Annotated in this window: 15 protein-coding genes, 1 pseudogene and 2 riboswitches; of the genes and pseudogenes, 8 read left to right on the plus strand and 8 right to left on the minus strand. The window is 71.3% G+C overall.

All coding sequences use genetic code 11. The features are described 5' to 3' along the window. Nucleotides 1-181, minus strand: a 181-nt coding sequence (locus tag FRZ03_RS41370; protein ID WP_398662088.1) for an Ig-like domain-containing protein, incomplete at its 3' end; no start/stop codon positions are given. Between FRZ03_RS41370 and FRZ03_RS36510 the strand changes: the two genes are divergently transcribed. The 4 genes and pseudogenes from FRZ03_RS36510 to FRZ03_RS36525 form a co-directional block, all read left to right on the plus strand. Beyond that, entirely contained in the window at nt 93-1,187 is a 1,095-nt protein-coding gene (locus tag FRZ03_RS36510; RefSeq protein ID WP_398662091.1) for a L,D-transpeptidase, read from the plus strand. The genes FRZ03_RS41370 and FRZ03_RS36510 overlap by 89 nt on opposite strands. A gap of 80 nt (nt 1,188-1,267) precedes the next feature. Then, nucleotides 1,268-2,035 (plus strand): enoyl-CoA hydratase/isomerase family protein, encoded by a 768-nt coding sequence (locus FRZ03_RS36515; RefSeq protein ID WP_146469370.1) that lies wholly within the window; start codon nt 1,268-1,270, stop codon nt 2,033-2,035. A gap of 316 nt (nt 2,036-2,351) precedes the next feature. Beyond that, complete coding sequence (locus tag FRZ03_RS36520; RefSeq protein ID WP_146469371.1) at nt 2,352-2,855, plus strand: ATP-binding protein; 504 nt, start codon at nt 2,352-2,354, stop codon at nt 2,853-2,855. A 265-nt stretch (nt 2,856-3,120) separates the two neighbouring features. Then, nucleotides 3,121-3,324, plus strand: a pseudogene (locus FRZ03_RS36525) (YncE family protein); the annotation flags it as partial. Here FRZ03_RS36525 and FRZ03_RS36530 read toward each other — a convergent pair. Continuing rightward, nucleotides 3,291-3,944 (minus strand): GNAT family N-acetyltransferase, encoded by a 654-nt coding sequence (locus FRZ03_RS36530; RefSeq protein WP_146469372.1) that lies wholly within the window; start codon nt 3,942-3,944, stop codon nt 3,291-3,293. The pseudogene FRZ03_RS36525 and the gene FRZ03_RS36530 overlap by 34 nt on opposite strands. Nucleotides 3,945-3,991: 47 nt before the next feature. On the opposite strand from FRZ03_RS36530, the gene FRZ03_RS36535 reads away from it, so the two are divergent. Then, nucleotides 3,992-4,903, plus strand: a complete 912-nt coding sequence (locus FRZ03_RS36535; protein ID WP_146467879.1) for a MerR family transcriptional regulator — start codon at nt 3,992-3,994, stop codon at nt 4,901-4,903. Between the two features lie 60 nt (nt 4,904-4,963). Continuing rightward, nucleotides 4,964-5,176, plus strand: a complete 213-nt coding sequence (locus FRZ03_RS36540; protein WP_070023098.1) for an EF-hand domain-containing protein — start codon at nt 4,964-4,966, stop codon at nt 5,174-5,176. Nucleotides 5,177-5,228: 52 nt separating this feature from the next. Here the strand turns inward: FRZ03_RS36540 and FRZ03_RS36545 are convergent, their stop codons facing one another. Both FRZ03_RS36545 and FRZ03_RS36550 read right to left on the minus strand, forming a co-directional pair. Then, complete coding sequence (locus FRZ03_RS36545) at nt 5,229-5,783, minus strand: GH25 family lysozyme (protein ID WP_146467878.1); 555 nt, start codon at nt 5,781-5,783, stop codon at nt 5,229-5,231. 191 nt (nt 5,784-5,974) lie between these two features. Continuing rightward, entirely contained in the window at nt 5,975-6,379 is a 405-nt protein-coding gene (locus tag FRZ03_RS36550; protein WP_146467877.1) for a winged helix-turn-helix transcriptional regulator, read from the minus strand. A gap of 105 nt (nt 6,380-6,484) precedes the next feature. Here FRZ03_RS36550 and FRZ03_RS36555 point away from each other — a divergent pair, with 105 nt between their 5' ends. Together FRZ03_RS36555 and FRZ03_RS36560 are read left to right on the plus strand one after the other, a co-directional pair. Then, nucleotides 6,485-7,345, plus strand: a complete 861-nt coding sequence (locus tag FRZ03_RS36555; protein ID WP_146465205.1) for an alpha/beta fold hydrolase — start codon at nt 6,485-6,487, stop codon at nt 7,343-7,345. A 133-nt stretch (nt 7,346-7,478) separates the two neighbouring features. Further along, complete coding sequence (locus tag FRZ03_RS36560; protein WP_146467180.1) at nt 7,479-8,375, plus strand: IS982 family transposase; 897 nt, start codon at nt 7,479-7,481, stop codon at nt 8,373-8,375. Between the two features lie 20 nt (nt 8,376-8,395). Here FRZ03_RS36560 and FRZ03_RS36565 read toward each other — a convergent pair whose 3' ends face one another. The 4 genes from FRZ03_RS36565 to gcvT all read right to left on the minus strand — a co-directional run bounded on the left by FRZ03_RS36565 (nt 8,396) and on the right by gcvT (nt 12,730). After that, complete coding sequence (locus FRZ03_RS36565) at nt 8,396-9,763, minus strand: L-serine ammonia-lyase (protein ID WP_146464360.1); 1,368 nt, start codon at nt 9,761-9,763, stop codon at nt 8,396-8,398. A gap of 56 nt (nt 9,764-9,819) precedes the next feature. Beyond that, the gene (gene glyA / locus FRZ03_RS36570) at nt 9,820-11,085 is read right to left on the minus strand and encodes a serine hydroxymethyltransferase (RefSeq protein WP_146469373.1); all 1,266 of its coding nucleotides are present in this window, start codon (nt 11,083-11,085) and stop codon (nt 9,820-9,822) included. 14 nt (nt 11,086-11,099) lie between these two features. After that, nucleotides 11,100-11,480: a glycine cleavage system protein GcvH gene (gene gcvH / locus FRZ03_RS36575; RefSeq protein ID WP_074993390.1), complete on the minus strand. Its 381-nt coding sequence runs from the start codon at nt 11,478-11,480 to the stop codon at nt 11,100-11,102. Nucleotides 11,481-11,611: 131 nt separating this feature from the next. Then, a complete protein-coding gene (gcvT, locus tag FRZ03_RS36580) occupies nt 11,612-12,730 on the minus strand; it encodes a glycine cleavage system aminomethyltransferase GcvT (RefSeq protein ID WP_146469374.1) in 1,119 nt (372 codons plus the stop codon). A 44-nt stretch (nt 12,731-12,774) separates the two neighbouring features. Continuing rightward, a riboswitch (glycine riboswitch) is annotated at nt 12,775-12,887 on the minus strand. Next, a riboswitch (glycine riboswitch) is annotated at nt 12,888-12,985 on the minus strand. Nucleotides 12,986-13,322 lie beyond the last annotated feature (337 nt).

Consider the following 13,322-nt stretch of genomic DNA (forward strand, 5'->3'; position numbering starts at 1 on the left):
CGGCCGGATGCGACGGCGGCGTCCAGGCGGTGGCGTCGCCGGAGAGGGGGCCGGCGACGGTCGCGTGGAGCGTGTCCTTGACGGTGACCTCGGTGAGCTTGCCCCGGGCCGCGCTGACCTTGAGCGCTCCGCTGGTGTCGACGTCCGTGGCGCCCGCGGCGGGCGCCACGGACGTCGACACCAGCGGAGCGCTCAAGGTCAGCGCGGCCCGGGGCAAGCTCACCGAGGTCACCGTCAAGGACACGAAGGGCGCGACGGTCGACGGCAGCATCACCGGCGGCGGCACCACATGGACGCCGTCGTCGCATCTGGCCGCCGACACCGAGTACACCGTGCACGCGGTCGCCAAGGACACCGACGGACGCGCGACCGCCAAGGACTCCAGCTTCACCACCCTCACGCCGAAGAGCACCTTCATCGGCAACTTCACCCCCGACGACGGCTCCACCGTCGGCGTCGGGATGCCGTTCTCGGTCAACTTCACCCGGGGCATCACCCACCCGGACGCCGTGGAGAAGTCCATCAGGATCAAGACCGACCCGCCCGTGGACGTCGAGGGCCACTGGTTCGGCAACGACCGCCTGGACTTCCGCCCCGAGCACTACTGGAAGGCCGGCACCAAGGTCACCGTCGACCTCGACCTGGACGGCGTCCAGGGCCGCGACGGCGTCTACGGCAAGCAGCACAAGACCGTGAAGTTCACCATCGGCCGCAGCCAGGTCTCCGTCGTGGACGCGAGCAAGCACACCATGACGGTCACCCGGGACGGCAAGACGATCAAGACCCTCCCGGTCACCACCGGCAAGCCCGGCTACGACACCTGGAACGGCCAGATGGTCATCAGCGAGAAGCTGAGCGTGACCCGGATGAACGGCGAGACGGTCGGCTACGGCGGCGAGTACGACATCAAGGACGTCCCGCACGCCATGCGCCTGACCACCTCCGGCACCTTCGCCCACGGCAACTACTGGGGCGGCGGCGCCTTCGGCAACTACAACGCCAGCCACGGCTGCATCGGTCTGCGCGACGTGAAGGGCGGGTACGACTCCTCGACCCCGGCCGCCTGGTTCTTCAACCACTCGATCATCGGCGACGTGGTGGTCGTCAAGCGCTCCCACGAGCGCACCGTGGACCCGGGCAACGGGTTCAACGGCTGGAACATGTCCTGGGCGGACTGGAAGAAGTAGGACCCGGTCCGTGCGCGGGCCCGGTGCTGTGACCTACGGCACCGGGCCCGCCGCCGTTAGTGGCCGTTAACCTGACCTGCATGACCGTCACTCTCGAAGTCGCCGAAGGCGTCGGCACCCTGCGCCTGGACCGTCCCCCGATGAACGCGCTGGACGTCGCCACCCAGGACCGGCTGAAGGAACTCGCCGAGGAGGCCACGCGCCGCGAGGACGTGCGCGCCGTGGTGATCTACGGCGGGGAGCGGGTGTTCGCGGCGGGCGCGGACATCAAGGAGATGCAGAACATGGACCACACCGCGATGGTCCTGCGCGCCCGCGCCCTCCAGGACTCCTTCACCGCCGTGGCCCGCATCCCCAAGCCCGTCGTCGCCGCCGTCACCGGATACGCGCTCGGCGGCGGCTGCGAACTCGCCCTGTGCGCCGACTACCGCATCGCCGCCGAGAACGCCAAGCTCGGCCAGCCCGAGATCCTGCTCGGCCTGATCCCGGGCGCCGGCGGCACCCAGCGCCTGCCCCGGCTGGTCGGCCCCTCCAAGGCCAAGGACCTCATCTTCACCGGCCGCATGGTCAAGGCCGACGAGGCCCTCGCGATCGGCCTGGTGGACCGGGTCGTCCCGGCCGCCGAGGTCTACGAGCAGGCGCACGCCTGGGCCGCGCGGCTCGCCCAGGGCCCGGCCATCGCGCTGCGCGCCGCCAAGGAGTCCGTCGACACCGGTCTGGAGACCGACATCGACACCGGGCTCGCCGTCGAGCGCAACTGGTTCGCGGGCCTGTTCGCCACCGAGGACCGCGAGCGGGGCATGCGCAGCTTCGTCGAGGAGGGACCGGGCAAGGCCAAGTTCCTCTGAACGGCCGCCCGTTCGCGACAACCGACCGGTGATAGTTGAATGAACTACCTTGCGTCCACGCATAGTTGACGTGCCGTCTTATTCGCGTCCCTCGATGGGGCGGATTATGGGAGCCTTAAGGCACCCTTAAGCCCGTCACGTCGAGGGAGCCCGGCGATTGCCCGAAAGTGAGTCATCACCGCAGCTCAGCCAGGGTGTACCGGAAGCTGAGATGTCAGCGGCATATGCCGTTCGGGCGAGGCGGGACGGGGGCGTGCGGGGGGCGTATTCCTCCGGAACGCCCACCAAGGAGGCGCGGGACGGCCATCATGGGGGCATGGCGGGGCTGGAGGGCATCGAACAGCCGCGGGGACACAGCCGCGCGTCCGTGGCACGCTGGTCGCCCACGGTCGAGGACGAACAGGCGCTCAAGGCGCTCGAACTGTTCGGCGATCCGACGGAGCGCGAGGTGCAGCTGCCGTCCCGCCCGGAATCCGCCGCCACCGCGCGCCGCCTCGCCCAGGTCGTCGTGCTGCGCACCTGGCGGCTCGGCCCCAAGCTGACCGAGGACACGGTCCTGCTCGTCTCCGAACTGGTCGGCAACGCCGTACGGCACACCGGCGCCCGGGTCTTCGGGCTGCGGATGCGCTGCCGCCCCGGCTGGACGCGGGTCGAGGTCCGCGACCCCTCGCGCGGGCTGCCCTGTCTGATGCCGGTCCAGGACCTGGACGTCAGCGGCCGCGGCCTCTTCCTGGTCGACAAGCTCTCCGACCGCTGGGGCGTCGATCTGCTGCCGCGCGGCAAGACGACGTGGTTCGAGATGCGGGTGAGTGACCGGTAGGGAGGCCCTTGGCGCCGGAGGGGGCGGCCGGTGGCGTGGCGGCACGGTGGCGCGACGCGTGCACGGTCGAACGATTCGGGCAAAACGCGCTTTTCTTACCTTTCATGCTTTAAATGGCCCGCGTGACCACCACCAACCGTCGTGATGTGCTGCGCGCGGGTGCCGGGCTCGTCGCGGGGGGCGCGCTCGCCGCCGGGGGGGCGGGGAGCTCGATCACCCGGGGGGGGGCGGGCGGGGGGGGGGGGGGGGGGGCGGCGGGGGCGGCGGCGGCAGCCCCGACATGGGCGGCGTCTCCGCCGACGGCAAGGTCCTGTGGCTGTCCGGGCGGTACGACGCCGAGGTGTACGCCATCGACACCGGCACCGGGAGGGAACTGGCCCGCATCCCGGTCGGCAGCGGCCCGCACGGCCTCGCCGTCTACCCCCAGCCGGGCCGCTACTCACTGGGGCACACGGGCATCTTCCGCTGAAGCAGCAGCTCCGCGCCGACCGCGCGGTAACCGGCCGCCTGGAACGCCCGCAGGCTCCGGGCGTTCCCCGGCGCCACCTGTGCCCACAGCGGCTCACCGGCCAGCTGCCGGGCGGCCCCCGCGAGCGACCGCCCCAGCCCCTTCTCCCGCGCCCGCTCGTCCACCTCCACCGCGACCTCCAGCCGCCCGGCCATCCCGCGCCCCAGCACCAGCACCCCGCCGTCCGCCTGCCAGGCCCGCACCTCCTCGCGGCGCTCGCGGGCGTACCGGATCCGCGGATGGCCGGCGTCCCGGATCTCGGTCAGCGCGAGGTCGGGGGCGCCCGGCAGCGGGGTGCCCACCAGCAGCGCGTCCACCGTCTCCGCCCGCCGCCCGGTCCGCTCCGCCAGCGCGGCCAGGAACGCCGGGTGCAGGGCGCCCGCCGGCGGATCGCAGTCCAGGTCGCGCAGCACCTCGTACACCCATGCGGGATCCTCGTCCGTGACGACGACGCAGTGCGCGGTGAACGCCAGCACCCCCGCGTCCCGGGGCGAGGGCTGCGGCACGACGCGGGTACGGCCGTCCGCCGCCGGAAAGACGTCCCGCGCCACGCGGTCGAGCATCTCCCGCAAGGTCTCCACGGCCGCTCCTTGAGTCTCCACCCACTGGAAGGACCAGACTCCCAGACATGAACGACGACGGCACCGGACTTCTCACCATCGGCGAGCTGGCCAGGGCCACCGGACTGTCCGTGCGCACCATCCGCTACTGGTCCGACGAGGGCGTGCTCACCCCGGTGACCCGCTCCCCCGGCGGCTACCGCCTCTACGACGCCGCCTCGGTGGCCCGCCTGGAACTGATCCGCACCCTGCGCGAGCTGGGCCTCGGCCTGGACGACGTGCGCCGGGTGGTGGCGGGGGAGCGGACCGTGGCGGAGGTCGCGGCGACCCATGTGGCGGCCCTCGACGCACAGATCAGATCGCTGAGGGTGACCCGCGCGGTGCTGTCGACCGTCGCACGGCGCGGCTCGACCACGGAGGAGACGACCCTGATGAACAGACTGGCCCGGCTGTCGGCCGCCGAACGGCAGCGCATCATGGCGGAGTTCGTGGCGCAGACCCTGCACGGACTCGACGTCGTCGACCCCGAGCTGCGCGAGCGCATGCGCGCCACCACCGTCGACCTGGCGGACGACCCCACCCCCGAAGAGGTCGACGCCTGGGTGGAGTTGGCGGAGATGATCCAGGACCCGGACTTCCGTGCCCGGATGCGCCGGGCGCTGGAGGCCAACGCGGCGGACGGGGAGCCGGGCCGGGGCCGCGGCCGCTCCCTATGGTTCGCCAAGCGGCTCGTGGAGGTGGCCGCCCCGGCCCGCGAACGCGGCATCGACCCCGGGTCACCGGAGGCGGACCAGGTGCTGCACGACCTCTTCGGCGACGCCGACCGGGCCGACCTGCTGGACCGCATGACGGCCGGCTTCGACGAGCGCGTCGCCCGCTACCGAGAACTGATCGCCCTCGTCAACCGCACCCCGGCACCACTGCACACCGAGGACTTCGCCTGGGTGGTCGCCGCACTCCGCGCCCGCACGGACAGCTAATCTGACCAGCGTCAGTACGCCTGCACGGCACGAGAAACACGAACGAAAAGGGGCGGATCGGTGGCGGACATCGAGGCAGCACGCAAGGAATTCCAGCGGATCGACGCGGACGGCGACGGGTTCATCACCGCCGCCGAGTTCAAGTCCGCCCTGGCCCAGGGGGGCGACTGGAACGTCACCGACACGGTGGCGGAAGCCATCATCGGCTCCCGCGACCTCAACGGCGACAAGGTCCTGTCCTTCGACGAGTTCTGGACCTACCTGAACAAGTGACCCCGCTCGACAGGGGTGCCCCTTCCGCCCGGAGCGGGCACCCCTGGGCGCGTCAGCCGCCCGCCCACTCCTTCAGCGCCGCCTTGGACGCGAAGTCGGCCACGTCCTTGTCGTGGGGCTGGCTCGCGTACTGGTGGAAGCGCCACTTGGCCTTGATGCGGGGCTTGCCCGCGGTGACGTAGTCGGCGATCCAGAGGCCGTCCCCCGCGTACGAGGTGCGGTCGACGTTCAGCCAGTAGTCCCTGTTGGTGTAGAGCACGACCTTGTTGTGCGGCCGCAGGTGCTTCAGCTTGCGGATGAACGAGTCCTTCTCCGCGTTGCTGGCGTGACTGCCGTCGCTGGTGCCTTCCCAGTCGACGGCCAGGATGTCGCCGGGGCGCTCCGGGGCGTGCTGGAGGAAGTACTCGGCCTGCGCGGTGAGATCGCCGGGCCACAGGAAATGGTAGAAGCCCACGACCAGCCCGGCGTCGCGGCCTGTCTTGGTCTGGGCGGTGAGCCGGGGATTGACGTACGAACGGCCCTCCGTCGCCTTCATGAAGACGAACGAGAGACCGTCCGTGTCATATGACGTGGACTGGAAGGAACTTACGTCGATGCCGTGGAGCATGCAGAGTGTGTGCCCGCCGCACGACCCCCCGGAAACGTGCCCCGGTCGCGGGGCGTCCACGACGCCGGACCCCATCGATGCGCGGCCGGCCGCAACCGCCGACGGCGGCGCGTCCGCTCACGCCGGAGCCCGGTGAACCCCGTCGGCGCGGTACGGCGCGCCCCGGGGTGCCCGCCGGCGCGGACGCCCGTTCAGGCGTCGTCGGCGGGCTGGTCCAGGCCGTCGGCGAGCCGGTTGTTGCGCTCGATGTCCGCCACGTGCGCCTCGGCCCAGGTGCGCAGCGCGGACAGCGGGCCTTCGAGGGACAGGCCGAGACCGGTGAGCCGGTAGTGGACGCCGGGCGGCACGGTGGGTTCCACGCGGCGCGACACCAGGCCGTCGCGGACGAGGCCGCGCAGGGTGACGGAGAGCATCTTCTGCGAGATGCCCGGCATGCGGCGCCGCAGTTCGGCGAAGCGGACCTCGCCCGGGGCCGCCTCGGCCAGCACCTTGACCGTCATCGAGGTCCACTTGGTGCCGATGCGGTCGAGCAACTGCCGTGTCGGGCACCGGGGATCGAACAGGTCTCCGCGCGGGGCCGGCTTCGCCGTGGTCACCTGCAACTCACCACCTGAACGAAAAGTGCCTTCTTGGAGGGCCGAGGTTAGTTCCCTAACGTGTGGTTGTCACCTTTGGTTACCAGCCCGCACCTGGAGTTCTCCTTGCCCGAGTTGCATTCCGTATCCGTCAACGGCATCGAGCTGAACGTGGCCGTGGCCGGCTCGGGTCCGGCCGTCCTGCTGCTGCACGGCTTCCCCCACACCTGGGAAGTGTGGATGGACGTCATGGCGGACCTGTCCGACCGGTACCAGGTCATCGCGCCGGACCTGCGGGGGTTCGGCGCCAGCGGCCGAGCCGCGACCGGGTACGACGCGGAGTCCCTGGCCGACGACGCCGCGGCCCTGCTCACGGCGCTCGGGGTGTCCTCGGCCGCCGTGGTGGGCATCGACGCCGGCACCCCGCCGGCCTTCCTCCTCGCCCTGCGCCGTCCCGACCGGGTGCGGCGGCTCGTCGTCATGGAGTCCTTGCTGGGCAGGCTTCCCGGCGCCGAGGACTTCCTCACCGCCGGCCCTCCGTGGTGGTTCGGCTTCCATGCCGTTCCGGACCTGGCCGAGACGGTCCTGGAAGGCCGGGAGGCCGACTACGTCGACTGGTTCCTCCGCGCCGGCACCCTCGGAGACGGGGTGCGCCCGCCGCTGCGGGACGCCTTCACCCGCGCCTACACCGGCCGCCAGGCACTGCGCTGCGCGTTCTCCTACTACCGGGCACTGCCGCAAAGCGCGGCGCAGATCGAGCAAGCCGTGGCAGCCGCGCGGCTGACGGTGCCGACGATGGCGGTGGGCGCGCATCCCGTCGGCGCCGCGCTGGAGCGCCAGCTCCGTCCGATCGCCGACGACCTCACCGGGCACCTCGTCGAGGACTGCGGCCACATCATTCCGCTGCACCGGCCGCAGGCGCTGCTCGCCCTGCTCCGCCCGTTCCTGGAGGCCGGCCGGGGCGGGCCGACGGCGACCACCTCCTGACCGCCACGGACGGCCCGCGCTCACAGGCGGGCAGCGCCCGCGGGGACCTGCCTCCCCAGGGTCTTCGAGGCCCTAGACGAGTAGTTCCGAATGCGGGGTTCACGGACGTGGGGAGGGTGCCCAACATCGGGTTGTGACGACCGAGTTAGACACCCTCTTGACCGCACTGTACGTGCACATCGACGACCGTCTGAAGACCCCGCGCCGACGCGGCCGGCCGCCTCGGCTGACCGACGCCGAACTGGTCACCCTGGCCGTGGCCCAGGCCATGCTGGGCTTCCACTGCGAGGCCCGCTGGCTGCGCTTCGCCCACGCCCACCTGCACGCGATGTTCCCCTACCTGCCCCAGCGGCCGGCGTACAACAAGCGCCTGCGGGCCGCCCTGGGGCTGGTCAAACAGGTGATCCGGTCCCTGGCTGCGGACACCGACCTGTGGCTGGACCCGGTGTGGATCGTGGACTCCACCCCCGTGGAGTGCGCCCGCTCGCGGGAGACCGTCAAACGTTCCGACCTGGCCGGCTGGGCGGGCTACGGCTACTGCCGCTCTCACTCCCGCTTCTACTGGGGCCTGAAGCTGCACCTGGTGTGCACCCCAGCCGGCCTGCCCGTCACCTGGGCCCTCGCTGACCCGAAGATCGACGAACGGCAGGTGCTGGCCGCCCTGATCGACAACGAGCCGCACCTGGCCACCGACCGGGCCGGCCTGCTCATCCTGGCCGACAAGGGCTACATCGCCGCCGAACTGGACCGCTTTCTCGCCGCCCGCGGCATCAGCCTGCTGCGGCCCTCCTACCGCAACCGCGGCACTCCACGCCCGGGAGAGGGCCTGCTCAAGACCGTGCGCCAGCTGATCGAGTCGGTCAACGACACCCTCAAGGGCCAGCTCGACCTCGAACAGCACGGCGGCCGCACCATCGAAGGCGTCGGCGTCCGCGTGGCCCAACGGATCCTGGCGATGACCTGCGCAATTTGGCACAACCGCACCATCGGCGCACCCATCACCAGGTCACTGATCGCCTACGACCACTGAGCCACATCGGAACTACTCGTCTAGCACTCGATGATGTTCACCGCGAGCCCGCCCCGCGCCGTCTCCTTGTACTTCACCGACATGTCCGCGCCGGTCTCCTTCATGGTCTTGATGACCTTGTCGAGGGAGACCTTGTGCGAACCGTCGCCGCGCATCGCCATCTTGGCGGCCGTGACCGCCTTCACCGCGGCCATGCCGTTGCGCTCGATGCACGGGATCTGCACCAGGCCGCCGACCGGGTCGCAGGTCAGGCCCAGGTTGTGCTCCATGCCGATCTCGGCCGCGTTCTCCACCTGCTCGGGCGTGCCGCCCAGCACCTCGGCGAGCGCGCCCGCCGCCATGGAGCAGGCGGAGCCCACCTCGCCCTGGCAGCCGACCTCGGCGCCGGAGATGGAGGCGTTCTCCTTGAAGAGCATGCCGATCGCGCCCGCGGCCAGCAGGAAGCGGACCACGCCGTCCTCGTCCGCGTTCGGCACGAAGTTGATGTAGTAGTGCAGTACGGCGGGGATGATGCCGGCCGCGCCGTTCGTCGGGGCGGTCACCACCCGGCCGCCGGCCGCGTTCTCCTCGTTCACCGCCATCGCGTAGAGCGTGATCCACTCCATCGCGTGCGCCAGCGGATCGCCGTCGGCGCGCAGCTGACGGGCGGAGACGGCCGCGCGCCGGCGCACCTTGAGGCCGCCGGGCAGGATGCCCTCGCGGGTCATCCCCCGCTGCACGCACGCGCGCATCACGCGCCAGATCTCCAGCAGGCCCGTGCGGATCTCTTCCTCGGTGCGCCAGGCGCGCTCGTTCTCCAGCATCAGCGAGGAGATCGACAGGCCGGTCTCCTTCGTCAGGCGCAGCAGCTCGTCGCCCGTGCGGAAGGGGTACTTGAGGACCGTGTCGTCCAGCACGATCCGGTCCGCGCCGACCGCGTCCTCGTCCACGACGAAGCCGCCGCCGACCGAGTAGTAGGTCTTGGTCAGCACCTCCGCGCCCGAGGCGTCGTACGCCCACACCGTCATGCCGTTGGCGTGGTAGGGCAGGGCCTTGCGGCGGTGCAGGACCAGGTCGTCGTCGAAGGAGAAGGCGATCTCGTGCTCGCCGAGCAGGGAGAGCCGGCCCGTCCGCTTGATCGACTCGATCCGGTCGTCCGCGGTCTCCACGTCCACCGTGCGGGGGGAGGCGCCCTCCAGTCCGAGCAGGACCGCCTTGGGGGTGCCGTGGCCGTGCCCGGTCGCGCCGAGCGAGCCGTACAGCTCGCAGCGCAGGGCGGCGACCGAGTCCAGCAGGCCCTCGTTGCGCAGCCGGCGGGCGAACATCCGCGCCGCGCGCATCGGGCCCACCGTGTGGGAACTGGACGGACCGATGCCGATCGAGAACAGGTCGAAGACCGAGATGGCCACGGTCACTCCTTGGGGCAGTGGTGGGGCACTCTCCGTCGAGTGCCCCACCGGGTGACTTACTTGCTCAGACCCGGGTAAAGCGGGTGCTTGTCGGCCAGGGTCTGCACCCGGGCCTTGAGGGACTCCGCGTCGTACGACGGCTTGAGCGCCTCGGCGATCACGTCCGCGACCTCGGCGAAGTCCTCGGCCGTGAAGCCGCGGGTGGCGAGGGCGGGCGTGCCGATCCGCAGACCCGAGGTGACCATCGGGGGGCGCGGGTCGTTCGGGACCGCGTTGCGGTTGACCGTGATGCCCACCTCGTGGAGGCGGTCCTCGGCCTGCCGGCCGTCCAGCTCGCAGTCGCGCAGATCCACCAGGATCAGGTGCACGTCCGTGCCGCCGGACAGCACGTTCACCCCGGCCTCGCGGGCGTCGGCGGCCGTCAGGCGCTCGGCGAGGATGCGGGCACCCTCCACCGTACGGCGCTGGCGCTCCTTGAAGTCCTCCGAGGCGGCGATCTTGAAGGAGACCGCCTTGGCCGCGATCACGTGCTCCAGGGGGCCGCCCTGGAAACCCGGGAAGACGGAGGAGTTCAGCTTCTTCGCGAACTCCTTCTTCGCCAGGATGACGCCGCCGCGCGGGCCGCCCAGGGTCTTGTGGGTCGTGGAGGTGACCACGTCCGCGTGCTCGACCGGGTTCGGGTGCAGCCCCGCCGCGACCAGGCCCGCGAAGTGCGCCATGTCGACCCACAGGTAGGCCTCGACCTCGTCGGCGATCCGGCGGAACGCGGCGAAGTCCAGCTGCCGCGGGTACGCCGACCAGCCGGCGATGATCACCTTGGGGCGGTGCTCCTTGGCGAGCTTCTCGACCTCGGCCATGTCGACCAGGCCGGTCTCCTCGTCCACGTGGTAGGCGACCACGTCGAACTGCTTGCCGGAGAAGTTCAGCCGCATCCCGTGGGTGAGGTGGCCGCCGTGCGCCAGGTCCAGGCCGAGGATGGTGTCCCCGGGCTGGGCCAGCGCGAACAGGGCCGCCTGGTTGGCGGAGGCGCCGGAGTGGGGCTGCACATTGGCGTACTCGGCGCCGAACAGCTCCTTGAGCCGGTCGATGGCGATCTGCTCGGTGACGTCGACGTGCTCGCAGCCGCCGTAGTAGCGGCGGCCCGGGTAGCCCTCGGCGTACTTGTTGGTGAGGACCGAGCCCTGCGCCTCCATCACCGCGAGCGGCGCGAAGTTCTCGGACGCGATCATCTCCAGCGTGGACTGCTGGCGCAGCAGCTCGGCGTCGACCGCGGCCGCGACCTCGGGGTCCAGCTCGTGCAGGGGCGTGTTCAGGACAGTCATGGGGCGGCGACTCCTCAGCCGGCGATGTGGGCGTCGTACTCGGCGGCGGAGAACAGGTCCTGCGGCTCCTGCGAGACGCGGACCTTGAACAGCCAGCCGCCCTCGAAGGGCTCGGAGTTCACGAGCGACGGGTCGTCCACGACGTTCTCGTTGATCGCGGTGACCTCGCCGGTGACCGGGGAGTACAGGTCGGAGACCGACTTGGTGGACTCCAGCTCACCGCAGGTCTCGCCCGCGGTCACGGTGTCGCCGACGGCCGGGAGCTGGGCGTAGACCACATCGCCGAGCGCGTTGGCCGCGAACTCGGTGATGCCGATCGTCGAGACGCCGTCCTCGTCGGCGCCCGACAGCCACTCGTGCTCCTTGCTGTAACGCAGCTGCTGGGGGTTGCTCATGGCCTGAATTCTCCTGTACGCGCGGGAGTGCTGATGACGGGGGGAGTGCGGGTACCGCCGCTGGGCGGGTGAATGTGCGCAGGGTCACGTGCCCGCCCGGCGCCGGGCGGGAGCGGGACCGGGCTCGCCGGTTACTTCCGGCGCTTGTAGAACGGCAGCGCCACGACCTCGTAGGGCTCGTGGTTGCCGCGGATGTCCACGCCGACACCCTCGGTGCCCGGCGCCGCGTGCGCCGCGTCGACGTAGGCCATGGCGATCGGCTTGCCCAGGGTGGGGGAGGGGGCGCCGGAGGTGACCTCGCCGATCACCTGGCCGCCGGCGACCACCGCGTACCCGGCGCGCGGGACGCGGCGGCCCTCGGCGATCAGCCCGACCAGGACGCGCGGCGGGTTCTGCTCGGCGCGGGCGGCGGCCTCGGTGAGCGCCGCGCGCCCGACGAAGTCGCCCTCCTTCTCGAACTTGACCACGCGGCCGAGCCCGGCGTCGAAGGGGGTCAGGGCGGTGGTCAGCTCGTGCCCGTACAGCGGCATGCCCGCCTCCAGGCGCAGCGTGTCGCGGCAGGACAGGCCGCACGGCACCAGGCCGACGCCCTCGCCGGCCTTGGTCAGCGCCTGCCACAGCTCGACGGCGTGCTCGGGCTTCACGAACAGCTCGAAGCCGTCCTCGCCGGTGTAGCCGGTGCGGGCGATCAGCGCGGGGACGCCGGCGACCGTGCCGGGCAGCCCGGCGTAGTACTTCAGGCCGTCCAGGTCGGCGTCGGTGAGCGAGGCGAGGATGCCGGGGGACTCGGGGCCCTGCACGGCGATCAGGGCGTAGGCGTCCCGGTCGTCGCGGACCTCGGCGTCGAAGCCCGCCGCGCGCTCGGTCAGCGCGTCCAGGACCACCTGGGCGTTGGAGGCGTTGGCGACGACCATGTACTCGGTCTCGGCGAGCCGGTAGACGATCAGGTCGTCCAGGATGCCGCCGTCGGCCCGGCAGATCATGGTGTAGCGGGCGCGGCCGACGCCGACGGAGGCGATGTTGCCGACCAGGGCGTGGTTCAGGAAGGCGGCCGCCTCGGCGCCGGTGACGGTGATCTCGCCCATGTGGGAGAGGTCGAACAGGCCCGCCTTGGTCCGCACGGCCACGTGCTCGTCGCGCTCGGAGCCGTAGCGCAGGGGCATGTCCCAGCCCGCGAAGTCGGTCATCGTCGCACCGAGCGAGCGGTGCACGGCGTCCAGCGCGGTGTGTCGGAGTTCGGTACTGCTCATCGGTCGGTCGTCTCCCAGGGCAACAGGGATGGGGCGAGGAACGTTCCTCCCCATCTGTCATCGGAACCTGAGAGGTTCGCCGGGACCGCCACGGGGGCGACCACGGCTTGCACCTTGGGTGGAGCCACTGTCACAGCGACCCGCTTTTCAGATGTGCCTCGCCCGCGCGGTAACGGGGCCTGAGAGATTCAAGGGAGGGACTTGCTCCTTCGGCGCCCCAGCGCAGACGGCTGGGGACTCTCCCGCGCGGATTCAAGCGGCCGGTATGCAGTTGGCGGCCACATCATTGCACGTCGCACCCGTGCCCGTCAGGGCCCGCATCCGTCACCGGCCCGTGGCAGCGCGCGCACCCGCCGTCGGCACAGGCTCCATTACCTTCTCTTTACCGCCGGCGGGCAGAAAACCGACCGGGGACAGGGGCGCCGGCCGGCGGTAAAGAGAAGGTAATGGAGCCTGTGCCGACGGCGGGTGCGCGCGCTGCCACGGGCCGGTGACGGATGCGGGCCCTGACGGGCACGGGTGCGACGTGCAATGATGTGGCCGCCAACTGCATACCGGCCGCTTGAATCCGCGCGGGAGAGTCCCCAGCCGT

Origin of the sequence: Streptomyces misionensis (assembly GCF_007896895.1) — a bacterium.
GTDB lineage: Bacteria > Actinomycetota > Actinomycetes > Streptomycetales > Streptomycetaceae > Streptomyces > Streptomyces misionensis_A.

Coding starts and splice junctions, on each gene's coding strand:
- FRZ03_RS36515 (WP_146469370.1), top strand. CDS start 1,268: ATGACCGTCACTCTCGAAGTCGCCGAAGGCGTCGGCACCCTGCGCCTG.
- FRZ03_RS36520 (WP_146469371.1), top strand. CDS start 2,352: ATGGCGGGGCTGGAGGGCATCGAACAGCCGCGGGGACACAGCCGCGCG.
- FRZ03_RS36535 (WP_146467879.1), top strand. CDS start 3,992: ATGAACGACGACGGCACCGGACTTCTCACCATCGGCGAGCTGGCCAGG.
- FRZ03_RS36545 (WP_146467878.1), bottom strand. CDS start 5,783: ATGCTCCACGGCATCGACGTAAGTTCCTTCCAGTCCACGTCATATGAC.
- glyA (WP_146469373.1), bottom strand. CDS start 11,085: ATGACTGTCCTGAACACGCCCCTGCACGAGCTGGACCCCGAGGTCGCG.
- gcvH (WP_074993390.1), bottom strand. CDS start 11,480: ATGAGCAACCCCCAGCAGCTGCGTTACAGCAAGGAGCACGAGTGGCTG.
- gcvT (WP_146469374.1), bottom strand. CDS start 12,730: ATGAGCAGTACCGAACTCCGACACACCGCGCTGGACGCCGTGCACCGC.